The organism is Shewanella sp. MF05913, from assembly GCF_059758095.1.
Genome location: NZ_JCAYNT010000005.1, coordinates 109,166 through 126,090, shown reverse-complemented (window position 1 = coordinate 126,090; position 16,925 = coordinate 109,166). Strand labels below are relative to the sequence as shown.

The window sequence follows — 16,925 nt, the reverse complement described above, 5'->3', positions numbered from 1 at the left end:
GATTTTGTCACTGTTATGTCATCGTTTACTTTCACAATAGGCGCTCATTAGACCTCTTTGGCTATGACTGACATAGCCGCATGTGAATAGTAAAAATAAGGATTTGTTTATGAAACGGTTTGTCACTCGTCGTGATTTTCTAGCTATGTCGGCCAAGGGCGTTGGTGCTGTTGTCGTGTCTTACGGTTTAATGGGTTGTAATAGTGATGACGACGATGTTATTTCAGGTCAGTTTTTACAAGGTGTTGCCAGTGGTGATCCAGCAACAGATGCCGTGATCTTATGGACGCGAGTCACTCCAGATACGCCAGGCGATATAACGGTGTCATGGGAAGTGGCGACAGACAGTGACTTTACTGATTTGGTCACAAATGGCAAAACCGTTACTAATGATAGCCGCGACTATACCGTTAAAATTGATGCCGTGGGATTAGTGGCCGGCCAGCAATATTTTTATCGCTTTAACGCGGGCGAAAACGTATCGGAGGTGGGGCAAACTCGCACTTTACCTGAGGGCAGTGTTGATTCGGTTAAGCTTGCGGTAATGTCGTGTGCTAATTTCCCTGCAGGTTATTTCAATGTGTACGAAATGGCCGCTCAGCAAGATGATTTAGATGCAGTGGTGCATTTAGGGGATTACCTATATGAGTATGCTCGTGGTGAATATGCCAGCGAAAATGCTGCCGCATTAGGTCGTGAAGTTTTACCTGAAGGTGAGCTGTTTCTATTAGCCGATTACCGTACTCGTTATAGCCAATACCGAAGCGATGTAAGCTTACAAAAGCTGCATGCCAAAGTGCCGTTTATTACGGTGTGGGACGACCATGAAGTTGCCAATGACACCTGGAAAGACGGCGCAGAAAATCATAACGACGGTGAAGGTGATTTTGATGAGCGCAAAGCCGCTGCCTTGCAAGCTTATTTTGAGTGGCTGCCAATCCGACCTTGGAGTGAGGGTAATCATGAAGAAATCTACAGAAGTTTTAATTTCGGTAACTTGGTTGATTTGCACATGCTCGATACTCGTGTGCTGGGTCGCGATAAACAATTAGAATACGGCGACTACATTGACCCTGCTACCGGTTCGTTTAACAGCGACACGTTTTTGGCTGCGGTCACCGACACCAATCGCACGCTACTTGGGCAAACACAACTATTGTGGCTACAACAAACCTTGTTGCAGAGTACAGCTAAATGGCAGGTATTAGGACAACAGGTGTTAATGGGTAAAATGTTAATGCCCGCCGCCATTGCAACTCAGCAAATGAGTATTCCACAATTTGCTGAGCTGGCCGGCATTGCCCAATTGGCAGGGCGAGCACAAGCTGGGGACAGCACATTAACGGCAGAACAACTGGCGTACTTACAAGCTAATCAAGACAAGTTGACCCCAGAGGTGATGGCGTTATTACAATTGCCATCTATTCCGTACAATTTAGACGCGTGGGACGGTTACGCCTACGAGCGTGAAGTGATTTACGCGACCGCCAAATCGTTAAATCATAATTTAGTGGTAATTGCGGGCGACACCCATAATGCCTGGGCAAGTGAGTTAACAGACACCAACGGAAGTGTCGTGGGTGTTGAATTTGCTACCAGCTCAGTATCGTCACCTGGGCTCGAGTATTACTTAGGTTTGTCTGATGCTGAGATGCCTGCAACCGAAGCAGCCATCGTGGGCTTAATTAGCGACCTTAAATACGCTAACTTAAAAGATCGCGGTTATTTATTACTGACTTTCACAGCTGATGCAGTACGCAGTGATTGGCAATACGTAGATACCATTTTAGATAAAAGCTTTACGAGTTTAGATGCGCGTAATTACAGCGCAACGAGTGCAGTGGGTAATCCACAAATCTCGTAAGCCAGATTTTGGGTTAACCAAACAATTCAGCCACCTTTTTGGTGGCTTAATTGTTTGTCGTCAATAGTCGATAGACTGTCGATTAATCTATCGTCAGCACGACAATTTTTAATGGGTGATTATCATCAAATGCAGGGAAGTCTTGATGGCAGTCTAACCACTGTGTTGCAGTGACTTTACGGCCCTGTTTTTCAACGCAGCGCACCAGGCTGTCATACCATGCCTGACGATCCACTTTGGCGACATTGTTACAACACACAATTTTACCACCAGCTTTAGTGGTGAGCACTGCGGGTTTAAATAACCCCTGATAATCATTCACTAAATCAACAATGCCAAAGGCGCTTTTAGCAAAGCGTGGTGGGTCTAAAAACACTAAATCAAATTGCATGGCCCGCAGTTTTGGGTATTTAGGCAGTTTTTGATTGCGACGTCCGCCAACCGGTAAACCCGCTAATTGACGCAGCGCCGGAAACGCATCGCTTTGCACAAACTCACACACATCGGTGACCTTGTTTAACTCGGCATTTTTTTGCCCTGCTGCTAATGCAAATGATGAAAAATCGACATTCATCACTTTACGCGCGCCGCCCATGGCTGCGGCAATACCAATGCCACAAGTGTACGAAAACAGGTTGAGCACGGTTTTACCATTACTGTTGTCACACACATATTCACGACCAATGCGCATGTCTAAAAACAACAGCGGGTCTTGACCTTCGTGGCGTAGCTTAGAGGTAAACAGAATGCCGTTTTCACGGATAACTTGTTCGGTTTGGGCGTAATCCTGGGCTTCATTTACGCCAGCGTTGGCGACTCGCGAGTGGCTGCCTGAGCGATCGTTGTAAACGATATGAAAGTCAGCATGAGCGGTCAGCACACTTGAAATCTCTGCCAGTTGCTCGTCTGATAATGTCTGGTGAAATGTTTGGATTAACCACGCATCGCCGTAACGGTCAATATTAAGGCCATTTTCGCCTTCTACAGTGCCATGAAATACCCGATAACAATCGGTGTTATGTTGCTTAGCGTGCTCAAAAAAGGCAGCGCGTTTCGCTAACGCATCAGTTAAAACAGCTTGAATAGACATGGACACTCGATAATGGCGGGGCAATTTGCGCGGAGTATAGCAAACAATCACCTCGAATGTGGTAGCGAGATTATCGATAAAGCTTCACTTTATTCGGGGAGAAATACCTTAAAGGTTTTGTCGGCAACAATTTTGCCATTGAGTTCAAGTGTCATTCGCCAGTTACCGACTTTGTTGTTTACTGGAGTCCAAATGCAATCATCATTAATGTGGTAGTGAGATTATCGATAAAGCTTCACTTTATTCGGGGAGAAATACCTTAAAGGTTTTGTCGGCAACAATTTTGCCATTGAGCTCAAGAGTCATTCGCCAGTTGCCAACTTTGTTATTTACTGGCGCCCAAATGCAATCACCCAGGTAAAAGCGCCAATCGTTTTCTTTGATCGATACCCAATCAACCTGACGATGCATGTTTCAGAGCTTCACCGTGTTTTCAATACTAAGCGCGTTAATGCGGTAATGTAGGCACCTTATAAATTAGCGCAACAACGTAGTGGGAACACGGTGAAGCTCCCAAAGGGCAAGTTTTACACGCGTTTATGCTGCGTTATCGATTTTGGAAAGGGATAACCATTACCAGCAATAAATGCCTTGCCTAAACGTGTGTAAACTCTTGCTGAAATCGAGCATCTTCAGGTCGATTGGGTATTAACCGTCCCATCAAACGGTGGTCTCACATTGCCATCGTCATCAGGAATATCAGGATGATATATGCAGTAGGTTAATACTTGGTTTTTGGCTTTTTTGATCCTAGCAATAAAGCCAAACTCAGTATCGATAACGGCGGGAACGTGAACTGTCGCCTCTAAAAAACGTGGCAAGTCATCGCTCTCGCTGTTCCATTGGCTAAAGAGTCCACTATAAACAATGCTGACGTCGGCTTTTAGCTTACTCAAATCAGATTAACCTTTGCTGTGCTCTTTTAGGTACTTAATCGCTGCTTGCAGAGCAAAATCATAACCTTGCGCTCCTAGCCCACAAATAACCCCTAGGGCTTTGTCTGAAAAATACGAATGGTGTCTAAAAGGCTCACGCGCATGCACATTGGATAAATGCACTTCAATAAACGGAATGGCAACGCCGAGTATCGCGTCACGCAGGGCTACACTGGTGTGGGTAAATGCAGCGGGATTGATGATAATAAACTGGGCATCGGTTGCATGAATCGCATCAATAATCTGGTATTCAGAGTTCGATTGAATGTGCTCTAACGTGACACCAACCTGGTTTGCGGCATCGGTTAAATCGCTCACAATAGTGGCTAAGGTTTGATGGCCATAGTGGCCCGGCTCGCGACGGCCAAGCAAATTTAGATTAGGGCCGTTAATCACTAAAACTTTGGCTGTGCTGCTCATGGGACTTCCTGTGTTGTGGGCGATAAGCGAATGAGTCCATTCTTACTGAAGATGCGCGCGTGGTAAACCTAAAAATGTTCATCTCACGGCTAAATATGCATTAATAGCCGGTTTTATTTTGACGCATAGCTTTGGTGGCACCACGCTGCTTTTTGGTTTCTATCCGTCTTGTTTGGCTGCCTTTGGTCGCTTTGGTCGGTATGCGCTTCTTTTGTACTATGCCGACACTTTTTACCAGCTCAATAAATTGTTCTAACGCGGTTTGGCGATTAAAATCCTGGCTTCTTGATTGTTGACATTTAATGACAATTTTTCCGCTTTTAGTAATGCGGTGATCGGCTTTGGCTAACAGCTTTTGTTGATAAAATTCAGGCAAAGACGATGACGCAATATCGAAGCTAAGCTGGGCCGCTGTCGATACTTTATTAACATTTTGACCGCCAGCGCCACTTGAGCGAACAAACTGCCATTCGACTTCGTTGTCTTGCAATATGACTCGTTGAGTAATTTGTATCATTCTGTTGAGGAAGTCCCCTTAAATTTATTCAATATCAGGTCATTATACCGTAATTGGGCATGTATTTCAGCGGTGGCCATTTATGAGTCTTAGCGTTAACTCGCCACGACACCAGTAAAACTCTGACTGCGCTCTGAGTTATTACATATTTAATGAAATCAATTGCAGAGTTTTGCTATCATGAGCGCCATTATTGCTTTACACGATAGCATCACCGTATAAAGCCTGTTCTATCGCCTGATGATCAGGCTGGAGTTAGCGTTATGTTGTGTCAAATCCCCGATATTACCAAGGGTGTCATTAGTTTATTTGTCAGTGGTCGCTTATCTGCGCCAGATTACCGTACCCGTTTACAGCCTGCTATTCGTGCCTATCGTAAAGATTGGGACCAGGTGTGTTTGTATATCGAAGCCGATGTATTGCTCGAAGGCTGGGACTTTGGTTCATTAACCGGCAGTGGTGAAGTGCAATTACCTGCTTTTGATGCGCTAGTGTTTGTTGGCGGCCCAGATTGGGTGGGTAATGCTGTACGTTTAATGGGACCATTTATGCAAGGTGAGGTAGCATGGTTTCCGTTATCGCAAAAACAAGATGCTATTGCGTGGATTGCTAAACGTTCAAAGTGTTAGTTTATGGTTTGCTGATACCGAAAAGGGTCAACAAATTCCGAATATTTATTAGAAAAGGATAGCTTATTTATGTCTTTATCAAAATTAGTTGCTGCTTCAAGCGCATTGTTATTAACCCTTAGCCTTACCGCTTGTGCACCTGAAGTCGGCAGCGATGCTTGGTGTAAGCAAATGAAAGAAAAAGAAAGTGGCGATTGGAGTGCAAATGAAGCCGCTGATTACGCAAAACACTGCGTATTTAAATAAGCTCATTTTCTCTGTAATGGTTCGCAGCACATCAATTACAGGTAGGTCACTTCAACAAAGAACAAAATAACTATCGATATAAAGCCTGTTAGTTAGATAAAAGTTCAATCTTAAGCCTAGTCATCTGATTAGGGCCTGTTGATCTTTCAAGGTTATTTTTGCAGCGAATTGTAGGCCATTACTCACATATACAACTGCGCGGCAGAGACTTAGAGGTGTAGTTATTCTACATAAAAAGTCGATAACGCAGTAAAAATGGCCAACAAACGCTGCCCGAAGGGTTCGGCTAAAAACGTTTTACTCTTTGTTGAATGAATTTTGCTTAGATGACTAGGCATCAATCCATTCGCCTCGATTAAAACGTTTTTAACTCGAACAAAATTTAACCAGCAAAGATCAACAGGCCCTAGGCTTTTTTCATTTTTATTCTTAAATTGCTTAAAAATAAACCTTGCTTATTTAAGATTACAGTTGTAATTTAAATAAATGGATTACACCTGTAATCCATTTGTAACCTAACAAGTTCTAACAACAAATGAGCGATATAGCATGAAAGAAATCAGTAATAGTGAATTAGTCGTGTTGCAGCAGCTTTGGTTGCAGTCGCCATTGACCTCAAGTGAGATTGTGGATGCCTTAGAGCATAGTCACGATATGCATGAAAAAACGGTTAAAACCTTGCTCAATCGCTTAGTTAAAAAACAAGCTGTGAGCTTTGAAAAACAAGGTCGGGTTTACCATTACTCACCATTAATTGCCGAGCAAGACTATACGCTGAAAGAATCTCTGTCGTTTGTTGAGCGCATGTTTGCGGGCAAGTTAACCCCACTGGTGGCTGGTTTTGCGCAAAAAAATAAGTTGTCTGCTGATGATGTTGCTGAACTGCAAACCTTACTTGATGACTGGAAAAAGGAGCAAAAGTGATGATTAATTGGTTTATGGAACAAACCATTTCACTGAGTGTAGTGTGTATAGTGTTATTGGTTTCGCACCGCCTTTTACTGTCTAAACTAGGCGCACACTACACCTATTTTATGTGGATCATAGTGCCAGTTTTCGTGTTTGTCGACGTATTACAAATGCTATTGCCCTCGATTTTTAACGGATTTTCCAGCAATAACACGTCGATAATCATGCAGCAATACTACGTGTTTGCGACCGACACGGTTGCATTGTCGGCAGGCTTATTTGACCTGTTATATCTGCCATATCTCTACGGTATCGGTATCACGTTTTTAGTCGCTAATATCGTGATGGAATACGGCTACCTGCAACGGTTAATCGAGCGTGGACGTCAGCTAGATATTCCTTCAGTAAAGCTTAACGTATTAGTCCATCCAGATATCGAATCACCAATGCTAGCAGGAGTGATTACTCCTAGTATTTTAGTGCCAACGAGCTTTACATTACTCGATGAAAGCCAGCAGCAAGCCATTCTTCAACACGAGGTTTATCACTATCAACGTGGTGATGTGTGGAGCAATATTTTGGCTTATGGTTTGACGGTGCTGTTTTGGTTTAATCCATTGATGTGGTTGGCATACCGTCGATTTAGACAAGATCAAGAATTGTCTTGTGATGCGCAAGTGACAGCTCACATGGAAGCCCATTCTAAAATTGCCTATAGCAACACGTTATTGGCCTATTCACAACATGCACCATTAAGCATGTTACACACCCATTATGGGGATAAAACTATCTTAAAAGAGAGGATCTTACAGATGAAAAAGCAACATGGAAAAAGCACCTTAGTATTGATTGGTATGACATTGGCTATCGGTGTGAGTGCCTTTATGTTTAATCAACAAGCCTATGCCGGTGGCCAAGTGAATATTGCCAATACAACGAGCGACATGGCATTACCCGTCATTAGAATTGAGCCTACTTATCCGGTTAATGCTGCTAAAGAAGGAGTAAATGGTTACGTACAAATGTCGTTTGATATTAACCCAACAGGCAGTGTAGCTAATGTGAATGTGATTAAGGCTTCACCTAAAGGAGTGTTTGATACTTCGGCTGTTGAAGCCCTTAAGCAATGGAAGTATCAACCTTCTGCAACTGGGTTTAAAGGCCTACAAGTACAGTTAGATTATGTGATCCATCAACCTGAGAAATCAGTCGAGAGAATCACGGTAAAATAACAAATAACAAAGATACTGAAAATGATTCAATGCCTCATTGCTATGGGGCATTGAATCATTTTTATAAATCAGGCTTTTTAGGTTGTAAGTTTAACTTCAATTTATTCGCCAACGGTTCAATGGCTGCTCCTTGAACAATGACCGAAATCAGCACGATGAAAAACACCATGTGGATCATTTCTCGTGAGCCTTCAACTCCAGCGGCGGCTGGGATAAGTGCAAATACAATCGGTGTCGCCCCTTTCAATCCAATCATTGATACAAATAAGCGTTTACGCCAACTTGCTTGCCTAAAAGGTAAGTAACATAACTGCACCGCTAATGGCCTAGCGACCATAATAAGCAGTACTGCGGGCAATAATGAGATAGTAAATACCGGCATTAATTGTTGAGGGAATATCTGTAAGCCTAAGATAATAAACATTAATGACTGTGCTAGCCAGGATATACCATTAAAGAAATGCTTACTGACTTCAGCCCCTTTCTTTAAATAGTTACCAATAATGACCCCAGCAATGTACACCGCAATTAACTCGTTACCGCCTAAAATTTCAGTGCTGGAAACGGTAATAGCAAATGTCGCCAGGATAAACACCGGGATAAGTCCAAATTCTGGCAGTTTGATGTTGTTTAGTGCCCAAACCGATAATTTACCCATAATGAGGCCAATAACCGCGCCGACACCAATTTGTTGCCCTAAGCTTGTGGCGATAGATAACGCCGTTGGCGCGCCGTTAGCGCTATTGATAATAAAGTCGGTGAGCATGATAACCATGAGCAAGGCGATGGGGTCGTTTGTGGCCGATTCGAATTCTAAAATAGTGCCAGTGCCGTGTTTTAACTTAAGCTTTTTAGATTCTAAAATTGAAAATACCGCCGCCGCATCGGTTGATGACACTACTGCAGCAAACAGCATGCAAGTAATGAGATTAAAATCGAGTAACGCATTCAATATAAAGCCAAAAATAACGGTTGTGAGAATAACGCCAGCGCTCGACAACATGCCGCCTTCTTTCCAGGCAAAGTGAATGTGTTTCATTGGCGTATTGAGGCCGCCCACAAACACAATGGTGTTGAGTGCAACGGTACCTATTGCCGATGTGAGTTGAAGATTGTCGTAAACAAAACCAAATTCACCATTACCAAAAGCCAGGCCAACGCCCATAAAAATCAATAATGACGGTAAGCCCAGTGTTTTCGATGGGTGATGGAGTAAAATGCCGATAGCAATAAGGATTGATATTCCTAATATAATAATATCTGGTGGCATATTGGCACTCCATAGGCAAGAAAGGCTGTATATTATGGCTATTTTAGCATTAAATTAGCCTAAACTAGTTTTATGAGCATTTATTAATATTTATTCATACCTTGTCAGTGAGTTGCTGTTTAACTTAATTAAGAGTTTTGTGAATATAACCGCTGATGTTCTCTGTGGATTTTTAACGTATTCTGCTAGTGATATTGACTCATAAACAACTTATTTAGCAACCTAATCGAACAGACGGGTCAATTAAGTCTCGTAGTCAAAACCCACTTATAGAGATTAACATTTTTATTACATTTTTTCGGTGCTAATATATTGTATGAGCATTATTTTACAGGCTTAACATGGCCATATTAATCAGTATTTGGGGCATTAGCATCTGTTGTTTCGGATTGTTTATGCTCCTTAAACCAGTCGCATTTGCTGATGCGATTATTGTCTTTAGTCGCAAACGCTACTTCCATTATTTTGAAATCCTCTCGCGCTTAGCTATTGGTGCAGCCTTGTTATTAGACGCACACAACACTGCGTACCCACTTGTATTTGAGTTTGTTGGTAACCTGTTGTTTATAGTTGCTATTGTTTTGGTTTTTATGACAGAAAAACACCATGAAAAATTTGCCGTAACGGCCGCAAAACATTGCGTAAGCTGGTTTAAGCCAGCAGGGCTCGTCGCCTTAGTATTTGGTTTATGGGTTCTTTACGCAGCTGTGATGTGAACCGTTTTGTGTTGCCAATATTCAAGTAACGTTATTATTTTGTCTTTTTTGTTAAGATTTTATTCAGCCATAAATCCCTTCTAAGCCGCATGTTCATTGGATTTGCATATTTCTGCAATGTTATTGAAATGTTACTGTCATTTTTACGCAGTCTTTTTGTCATTTTTGCACGTTAGCTTGTCATCCAGCCAACTAACTCACACGCTTACGTCCGTCTTCGGAGATGACAATGGAACTGAAAAATATTTTTAAACTGACTGCACTTTCTACAGCGCTTGCTGCCACGCTAGGTCTAGCGGGTTGTGGTGGTGATATCAATATCAGCACTGGAAATGAAACCACAACACCTACCACACCAACTACGCCAACAACACCAACCCAGAGTGCTCAAGAATTATCTTACAGTGGCTTTGCGACAAAAAGCGCGACAACGGTTGATGGAAAAGAAGTTTGGGTATTAAAAGGCACACTCGCGCCTTCTACAGCAGCCTCAACCATTAGCACTGGCGGCCAAGATGGCGACAAAATTGTGTTAGGTAACGACGTGGTATGGCAATTAGACGGCGCAGTTGTTGCGGGTGGCGACAATGCAAACTCAGTTGAATTATCGATTTTACCTGGCACTAAACTATTAGGTGGCAGCGACTCATATTTAGTGATTAGCCGTGGTTCAAAAATCATGGCCGAAGGCACCGCCACTGCACCTATCGTGTTTACCTCGGTTGAAGCCGGTTTAGGTGAAGAAGGCGAAGCTGGTCAATGGGGCGGCTTAGTCTTATTGGGTAATGCACCAGTGAATACCTGTCCAGATTTAACCAATTGTGCGGCATCATTTGAAGTGGGCAATCACAGTTACGGCGGTGATGACACCGAAGATAACTCTGGTTCAATCAAATATGTACGTATCGAATTTGGTGGATTTAAAATCAATGATACCCAGGAAATGAATGGCATCAGCTTTGCGGGTGTCGGTGCGGGTACTGAAGTTGATCACGTACAAGTTCACATGAATAACGATGACGGCCTTGAGTTTTGGGGCGGTAATGTATCGGTTTCTAATGTGGTACTGACCGAAAACTTTGATGACTCGTTAGATTGGACCAACGGTTGGCAAGGTAGTGCACAGCACGTTTATATTCGTCTGGCAGATAATGCGTCTAACCGTGGTATTGAAGCAGACAGCAACAGCGATGCCGCAGCATCACCTATGTCGCAACCTGCATTAGCTAACATCACCATTCAAGTGGCTAACGGTACCAATAGCGGCGGTGACGATGCTGAAGGTATTCTATTCCGTAAGGGCACAGGCGCTCACGCTTATAACGTGTTAGTTAAAGGCGATGTAGATTCTGGTGAATGTTTAGAAGTTAACGACGATGCCACCGTTAACAATGCTAATACCGCAGAGTTAACCATGCAAAACAGCTTAATTGACTGTGTTGAACCCTTTAAAAATGCCAAAGTCGACGCTGCAGCTGGCACGACGTTGGCATTAGATGTTGAAGCCTGGTTTAACGGCCAGGATGGTAACCTAATGGGTGCCTCTGATCTAACTGACTACATGCCTAACTCATCTTCGGTTGCATTAACGGGCGGAAAAGCTGACTTAAGCAACGTTGATGCACGCTTGGATAACGCCAACTATATCGGTGCTTTTGATGGCACAAATGACTGGACAGCGGGTTGGACTACCGCCATTCATGACGATGTTGATACTACTCCTGCCGAGCTCCCTGTGATGACGTCTTGCCCAGTGGGTACAACGGCCTCTGACGCGGTAGCAGGTTTATATAAAGATTCATCTGTGACCTTAATCTGTACGCTTGAAGGCAATGTGTTAAGTAACACCACACTGCTTGCTGGCCAAAACGTAATGTACAAAATTGATGGCGGCGCAGTGCTTGTCGGTGCCGATAAAGGCACATCAGCCACCCTTGCTATTCAAGCTGGTGCTAAGTTATTTGCTACTTCTAACAGCTATATTGCCGTAAGCCGTGGGTCTAAAATTATGGCTCAAGGTAGTGCTGACTATCCTATTGTGATGACGTCTGAAGAAGATGTGATTGCCGGTGCAACCGCTGACCGTGGTCAATGGGGTGGTTTGGTTATTTTAGGTAAAGGCTTAACTAACACATGCCCAGATAAAAACGCATGTGATGCTTCGTTTGAGGTCGGTGACTTCCCTTATGGCGGTAACGACAATGCCGATAACAGCGGCCAAATCAGCTACGTTGTTGTTAAGTATGCCGGCTTTAAAGTTAACGATACGCAAGAAATGAACGGTATCTCGTTTGCAGCAGTGGGCAGTGGTACGCAAGTTGACCACATTCAAGTGCATGCTAATGGCGATGATGGCGTAGAGTTTTGGGGCGGTGCAGTTAATTTAAAATATGTTTACCTAACTGAAAACTTTGACGATTCATTAGATTGGACTAACGGTTGGACCGGTAAGGCACAGTTTGTATACATCACTCATGAAGATGGCAACGCAAACCGTGGTATCGAAGCAGACAGCAATAGCTCAGGCGCAGCGGCAACACCGGTGTCAGCTCCAAAGCTTGCTAACTTCACGATTTTACCGGGGGTTGATACGCCAAATGCTAGCGGCGACAACGGCGAAGGTATCTTACTGCGTGTCGGTACAGCAGGTGAGCTTTACAACATACTGGTACAAGGCCGTAAAGGCAGCACTGCTGAGACAGAATCGGGCGAGTGTTTAGAGCTTGACGGTTCGGTGTCGAGCCTAGTGGATAACGTTAATGACGGTTCACTAGTGATGACTCACTCAATCATTGATTGCAATGAGCCATTTAAAACCTCAGGTACTACCGCAATAAGCACAGAAACCTGGTTTATGGGCCAAGAAGGTAACTCAACTTCAGTGGTGAGCATTACCGATGGCATGCCAGCAGCAAGCGATACAACGCTACTTGGTACAGGTAAGGACTTAAGCATTGATGACAGCTTCTTCGAATCAACCAACTTTATTGGTGCATTCGATGGCCAGACTGACTGGCGTCAAGGTTGGGCTTTTGAGCCACAGTAATCACCTTGATAATCTAAATCAGTGACCTATTAATAGCCGCTCGCAAGGGCGGCTATCTCTGAACCGCATACAGGATAGTATAAGTATGAAAACCAAGCCGAGTTTTACCGTTAATAAGTTAAGTCTTGCCATTCTCTCTGTGATTTCGGCGGCAACGTTATTAACAGCTACCCCCGTATACTCGCAAGAACCAGCGCCTGTTCGTGACCCTGGTGAAGTGATTCCAATTGAACCAATTGAGGTTATTTCAGTGACCGGGCGTTTACGCAGCTCAGCATCAGAAGCCACTGAAGAACGTCGTGAACAAATTGCTGTAGCCGATATTATGGGCTCAGAACAAATTTCAAGAACCGGTGACGGTGACGCAGCCGCCGCGCTGCGTCGTGTGACCGGTTTAACCCTTAAAGATGGCAAGTTTATTTATGTGCGTGGTTTAGGTGAGCGCTATTCAAGCACCTCATTAAACGGGGCTACCGTGCCCTCGCCAGACCCAACACGCAATGTTGTGCCTTTAGATATGTTCCCTGCATCTATCATCGAATCTTTGTCGGTGCAAAAATCAGCGTCAGCTAATTCGCCTGCCGCATTTGGTGGCGGACATGTCGATATTCGCACTAAATCTATTCCGTCAGACTTCTTTTTTAAAGCCTCAGTGGGCGGCCGTTACAATACTAACGACTCAGATGACAGCTACACCTACAATGGCGGCGGCAATGATTGGACCGGCCAGGATGACGGCACCCGCAATATGCCTAGCACCATTAATGACACCATTAATCAATATGGTGGCATTAGCCCAATTGATATCGTAAGTGGCTCAAACGGGGCGATTAACTACCCTGCAGCACAAAAAATTAACCGCGACCTGGCCCTAGGCTTATATCGCGATATGACGATACAAAATCAAAGTACTGATCCTGCCGTGCGTGGCGACATTGCCATTGGCGATCGTTGGGACATTAGCGACGACATTATTTTTGGTGCTTTGTCGGCAGTGTCTTATAAAAAACAAGCTGAAAACTACACCAAGCGTGAAGTTGAGTTAGACGGCGACAGTAACCAGGTTCAAATTGAAAACCAAAAAGACACCGTGGGCACCGACTCGATTGTGCAAGTGTCGGGCATGCTTAACCTAGGGTTAGAAATTGGCTACAACCACAAAATCGAAACCTTCACCACTTACCTGCAAGACACCTCAGATGATGTGTCGCTGGGGATTGAAGAAACCATCGATACTCTTGGTGAGCCAAATGCGTTGCAAGTTTATAATATCGATTATGAAGAGCGATCGCTGATCAGTAACCAAATTAAAGGTCATCATTTTATTGAAGACTTAAATGATGCCGAGTTTAACTGGAAGTATTCTGACGCCCGTTCTGAGCGTTATTCCCCTAATGAAGTGTCGTACACTTATAACGTAGTGTTAGACGACAACAACGAGCTTTTGTCGCGTAATCTTAATACTCAAGATGCGCCAAAATATGTTTATAGTCGCCTCAACGACGACAGCACGAACTACGGTTGGGATTTCAGCTACCCAATCAATCTCGATGATGCAATTGTTAAGCTTACTGCTGGCTATGAGTACTTTGAGCGCACCCGCGAAAGCTATGCCACGCGTTTAGGTTTAGATGTTGATTTAAGCCCAACCGACATCAACGGCAACATTTTAGCCGGTGATTTTGACGAGATATTCTCAGACAGCAACATCAGCAACAACACGCTAGATTTAGAACTTAAAGATGCATCAACCGACACTGAAGATTACATTGCTGCCGAGAAAAACGATGCCGCATTTATCAGTATGGATATCGACTTTGACGATGTATGGCGCCTATATGCTGGTGTGCGTTACGAAGACTTTCGCCGTGTAACATTGCCAATCGATCCAGAGGGTGAGATTTCAGACGAAGGCGGCCGTTACGACTTAGCCGATTATGTGATTGCTGAAGACGGTTGGTTCCCATCGCTGTCATTAACCTGGAAACAAACCGACACTACGCAATGGCGTTTAGGTGCGAGTAAAACCATTGTGCGTCCTGACTTGCGTGAAGTCTCGCCTGTGCGCTTTCAAGATCCCGTTACCGGTTTTGATTTTTTTGGTAATCCAGAGTTAGAAAGCTCAGATATTCTAAACCTCGATTTACGTTGGGAGTACTACTCAGACTCGGGCAACAACTTCAGCGTGGGTGCATTTTATAAAGATGTCGATGCGCCGATTGAGCCGATTCAGCGTATTTCAGAAGCGGGCCGCCAGCTTAAGTTTTATAACGCCGAGTCGGGTTACATTTACGGTGTCGAAACTGAATTTTTACAAGAACTTGAATTCCTAGGCAGTGATGGCAGCATTTGGGAAGACTTTTTTGTTGCCGGTAACTTAACGGTAGGGGACTCTGAGATTGATATCGCTCCTAACGGCGAAATCGATCCAACAAATCAAACTCGCCGCATGACAGGGCATTCACAATGGGTGGCTAACGTGCAATTGAGCTACGACTCATCCGACAGTTATCACAGTGCCACATTGGTGTATAACGTGTTTGGTGAACGCATTGCTTACGGTGGGCGTGGTGGCTTAGATGACGTATATGAAAAGCCATTTCATAGCCTGGACTTTACCTATACATTCTTTCCAACAACCAGCACCACGGTGAAATTGAAAGCCCAAAATATTTTAGGTGAAACCACCGAGTACGAGCAGCAAGACTACCAAGTGTATGCCAAAGACCCTGGCACAGAATACACTTTACAGTTCAGCTATGAGTATTAATGTTCTAGTAAGCTAAGATTAAAACGAGTACTGGTTTTTAGTGGTTTTTACTCATCATTTCAATCACTAAAAACGTGCATGGCCACTTTCTTCGGAACAAAGAAAGTGGCCTTTTTTATTCCATTTACTGTCATGTGAGCGATTATCGAACGATATGTTTTATCAATCTTTTTCAACTCAATATTGTTAATATACCCAACATACCTCTACTTTTTGCCAGCGGCTGCTCGAGTAACTCATCATTATGTTTAAGCGTATTTCTGTTTTTTTCTATTTAATCTTAGCGTTATCAACCAGTGCTTGTGCGATGCCAACAGGCATGAGCCAGGCGGGCAGCATTACAGCGCCGTCTATTGACGAAGCAAGTGGATTAGCGGTATCGCGGATTAATGATCAGATATTGTGGGTGCACAACGACAGTGGTGATACCGCAAGGATTTTTGCTATCGATACCCAGGGGCAGCAATTAGCCACACTCAATATTACTGGTGTAAAGAATACCGATTGGGAAGATATCGCCTCGTTTGTTTATCAAGGCGAATCGTATTTATTGATCGCCGATGTGGGTGATAATCAGGCGAAACGATCGCAGTATCAGTTACATTTGCTCAAAGAGCCCGATTTAAGCCTGCTCAATGGCCAAAAAAACCTGTCGGCCCAACCAGTTTGGAGCATGACATTTACTTACCCAGATGGGGCTCACGATTGTGAGTCAGTCGCGGTGGACAGTGTAAAGGGTAAAATACTGCTATTGACCAAACGCGATACGCTGCCAATATTATACGAGCTACCTTTAATGGCTCCGTTAGTACAAAGTGGCTCAAATAATTCACCTGCTCAAGTTATGAATAAGCAAGCTAAAAGACTCGGTGAAATTGCACCTTTACCTACCGCAGTGCTCGATTATGTCAGTATTTATACCTGGGCAGGGTTTGCCGGAAAGCCCACCGCGATGGATATCTCTGCTGATGGGTTATCGGCGGTCATTTTAACCTACACCCACGCGTTTTATTTTAGCCGCACTCAACCCGGTGATTGGTTAAGCTTGTTTTCTACAGCGCCACAACAGATTGCTCTGCCGGCAATAAAACAAGCCGAAGCGGTAGCGTTTAGCCAGGACGGCCAGAGTATTTATATCACCTCAGAGATGATCCCTGCACCTGTGTATAAAATGGATTTGAACAGTGCTGGTACGCCGCAGTAGATAACGTTATTTGCTTTTCCAGATGCAGTCAAGGGTATCGCTTTAAGCCATTATCCTCGAGTGCTTATAACTCGGTT

The 16,925-nt window shown here is 43.9% G+C and carries 16 protein-coding genes; 9 read left to right on the top strand and 7 right to left on the bottom strand.

Translation table 11 applies throughout. The features are described from left to right. Window positions 1–109 precede the first annotated feature (109 nt). Entirely contained in the window at window positions 110–1,864 is a 1,755-nt protein-coding gene (locus AC19MV_RS08995; RefSeq protein WP_498307093.1) for an alkaline phosphatase D family protein, read from the top strand. An 82-nt stretch (window positions 1,865–1,946) separates the two neighbouring features. On the opposite strand, the gene AC19MV_RS08990 is transcribed toward AC19MV_RS08995, so the two are convergent. The 6 genes from AC19MV_RS08990 to arfB all read right to left on the bottom strand — a co-directional run bounded on the left by AC19MV_RS08990 (window position 1,947) and on the right by arfB (window position 4,826). After that, window positions 1,947–2,954 (bottom strand): class I SAM-dependent rRNA methyltransferase, encoded by a 1,008-nt coding sequence (locus tag AC19MV_RS08990; RefSeq protein ID WP_498307091.1) that lies wholly within the window; start codon window positions 2,952–2,954, stop codon window positions 1,947–1,949. An 89-nt stretch (window positions 2,955–3,043) separates the two neighbouring features. Continuing rightward, window positions 3,044–3,148, bottom strand: a complete 105-nt coding sequence (locus tag AC19MV_RS08985; protein ID WP_498307234.1) for a DUF3859 domain-containing protein — start codon at window positions 3,146–3,148, stop codon at window positions 3,044–3,046. A gap of 46 nt (window positions 3,149–3,194) precedes the next feature. Next, window positions 3,195–3,365 (bottom strand): DUF3859 domain-containing protein, encoded by a 171-nt coding sequence (locus AC19MV_RS08980; RefSeq protein ID WP_498307089.1) that lies wholly within the window; start codon window positions 3,363–3,365, stop codon window positions 3,195–3,197. A gap of 221 nt (window positions 3,366–3,586) precedes the next feature. After that, the gene (locus AC19MV_RS08975; protein WP_432401132.1) at window positions 3,587–3,850 is read right to left on the bottom strand and encodes a DUF3859 domain-containing protein; all 264 of its coding nucleotides are present in this window, start codon (window positions 3,848–3,850) and stop codon (window positions 3,587–3,589) included. Window positions 3,851–3,856: 6 nt separating this feature from the next. Beyond that, window positions 3,857–4,309 carry a type II 3-dehydroquinate dehydratase gene (gene aroQ, locus AC19MV_RS08970; RefSeq protein ID WP_498307087.1) on the bottom strand — a complete coding sequence of 151 codons (453 nt, stop codon included), beginning with the start codon at window positions 4,307–4,309 and terminating at the stop codon, window positions 3,857–3,859. Window positions 4,310–4,409: 100 nt separating this feature from the next. Next, a complete protein-coding gene (gene arfB / locus AC19MV_RS08965; RefSeq protein WP_188956206.1) occupies window positions 4,410–4,826 on the bottom strand; it encodes an alternative ribosome rescue aminoacyl-tRNA hydrolase ArfB in 417 nt (138 codons plus the stop codon). Between the two features lie 263 nt (window positions 4,827–5,089). Between arfB and AC19MV_RS08960 the strand changes: the two genes are divergently transcribed. From AC19MV_RS08960 to AC19MV_RS08945, 4 genes are all read left to right on the top strand, one after another. Beyond that, window positions 5,090–5,455, top strand: coding sequence for a SpoIIAA family protein (locus AC19MV_RS08960; protein ID WP_160056017.1), 366 nt, complete (start codon window positions 5,090–5,092; stop codon window positions 5,453–5,455). Window positions 5,456–5,524: 69 nt separating this feature from the next. Then, window positions 5,525–5,701: a DUF3012 domain-containing protein gene (locus AC19MV_RS08955; protein ID WP_498299604.1), complete on the top strand. Its 177-nt coding sequence runs from the start codon at window positions 5,525–5,527 to the stop codon at window positions 5,699–5,701. Between the two features lie 549 nt (window positions 5,702–6,250). Next, window positions 6,251–6,625, top strand: a complete 375-nt coding sequence (locus AC19MV_RS08950) for a BlaI/MecI/CopY family transcriptional regulator (RefSeq protein ID WP_432401141.1) — start codon at window positions 6,251–6,253, stop codon at window positions 6,623–6,625. Continuing rightward, complete coding sequence (locus AC19MV_RS08945) at window positions 6,625–7,842, top strand: TonB family protein (RefSeq protein WP_498307085.1); 1,218 nt, start codon at window positions 6,625–6,627, stop codon at window positions 7,840–7,842. The genes AC19MV_RS08950 and AC19MV_RS08945 overlap by 1 nt, the downstream gene beginning before the upstream one ends. Window positions 7,843–7,903: 61 nt before the next feature. On the opposite strand, the gene AC19MV_RS08940 is transcribed toward AC19MV_RS08945, so the two are convergent. After that, window positions 7,904–9,112, bottom strand: a complete 1,209-nt coding sequence (locus AC19MV_RS08940) for a potassium/proton antiporter (protein WP_498307083.1) — start codon at window positions 9,110–9,112, stop codon at window positions 7,904–7,906. A gap of 395 nt (window positions 9,113–9,507) precedes the next feature. Between AC19MV_RS08940 and AC19MV_RS08935 the strand changes: the two genes are divergently transcribed. The 4 genes from AC19MV_RS08935 to AC19MV_RS08920 all read left to right on the top strand — a co-directional run bounded on the left by AC19MV_RS08935 (window position 9,508) and on the right by AC19MV_RS08920 (window position 16,848). Beyond that, window positions 9,508–9,828, top strand: a complete 321-nt coding sequence (locus tag AC19MV_RS08935; protein ID WP_498307081.1) for a hypothetical protein — start codon at window positions 9,508–9,510, stop codon at window positions 9,826–9,828. A gap of 229 nt (window positions 9,829–10,057) precedes the next feature. Further along, window positions 10,058–12,874 carry a beta-helix domain-containing protein gene (locus AC19MV_RS08930; RefSeq protein WP_498307079.1) on the top strand — a complete coding sequence of 939 codons (2,817 nt, stop codon included), beginning with the start codon at window positions 10,058–10,060 and terminating at the stop codon, window positions 12,872–12,874. An 85-nt stretch (window positions 12,875–12,959) separates the two neighbouring features. Then, complete coding sequence (locus AC19MV_RS08925) at window positions 12,960–15,644, top strand: TonB-dependent receptor domain-containing protein (RefSeq protein WP_498307077.1); 2,685 nt, start codon at window positions 12,960–12,962, stop codon at window positions 15,642–15,644. 244 nt (window positions 15,645–15,888) lie between these two features. Next, window positions 15,889–16,848 carry a hypothetical protein gene (locus AC19MV_RS08920; RefSeq protein ID WP_498307075.1) on the top strand — a complete coding sequence of 320 codons (960 nt, stop codon included), beginning with the start codon at window positions 15,889–15,891 and terminating at the stop codon, window positions 16,846–16,848. Window positions 16,849–16,925: the final 77 nt, after the last annotated feature.

Bases quoted from the DNA above. Each gene is read 5' to 3' on its own strand.
- AC19MV_RS08995 (WP_498307093.1), top strand. From the start codon at position 110: ATGAAACGGTTTGTCACTCGTCGTGATTTTCTAGCTATGTCGGCCAAG.
- AC19MV_RS08990 (WP_498307091.1), bottom strand. From the start codon at position 2,954: ATGTCTATTCAAGCTGTTTTAACTGATGCGTTAGCGAAACGCGCTGCC.
- AC19MV_RS08980 (WP_498307089.1), bottom strand. From the start codon at position 3,365: ATGCATCGTCAGGTTGATTGGGTATCGATCAAAGAAAACGATTGGCGC.
- aroQ (WP_498307087.1), bottom strand. From the start codon at position 4,309: ATGAGCAGCACAGCCAAAGTTTTAGTGATTAACGGCCCTAATCTAAAT.
- arfB (WP_188956206.1), bottom strand. From the start codon at position 4,826: ATGATACAAATTACTCAACGAGTCATATTGCAAGACAACGAAGTCGAA.
- AC19MV_RS08960 (WP_160056017.1), top strand. From the start codon at position 5,090: ATGTTGTGTCAAATCCCCGATATTACCAAGGGTGTCATTAGTTTATTT.
- AC19MV_RS08955 (WP_498299604.1), top strand. From the start codon at position 5,525: ATGTCTTTATCAAAATTAGTTGCTGCTTCAAGCGCATTGTTATTAACC.
- AC19MV_RS08950 (WP_432401141.1), top strand. From the start codon at position 6,251: ATGAAAGAAATCAGTAATAGTGAATTAGTCGTGTTGCAGCAGCTTTGG.
- AC19MV_RS08945 (WP_498307085.1), top strand. From the start codon at position 6,625: ATGATTAATTGGTTTATGGAACAAACCATTTCACTGAGTGTAGTGTGT.
- AC19MV_RS08940 (WP_498307083.1), bottom strand. From the start codon at position 9,112: ATGCCACCAGATATTATTATATTAGGAATATCAATCCTTATTGCTATC.
- AC19MV_RS08935 (WP_498307081.1), top strand. From the start codon at position 9,508: ATGCTCCTTAAACCAGTCGCATTTGCTGATGCGATTATTGTCTTTAGT.
- AC19MV_RS08930 (WP_498307079.1), top strand. From the start codon at position 10,058: ATGGAACTGAAAAATATTTTTAAACTGACTGCACTTTCTACAGCGCTT.
- AC19MV_RS08925 (WP_498307077.1), top strand. From the start codon at position 12,960: ATGAAAACCAAGCCGAGTTTTACCGTTAATAAGTTAAGTCTTGCCATT.
- AC19MV_RS08920 (WP_498307075.1), top strand. From the start codon at position 15,889: ATGTTTAAGCGTATTTCTGTTTTTTTCTATTTAATCTTAGCGTTATCA.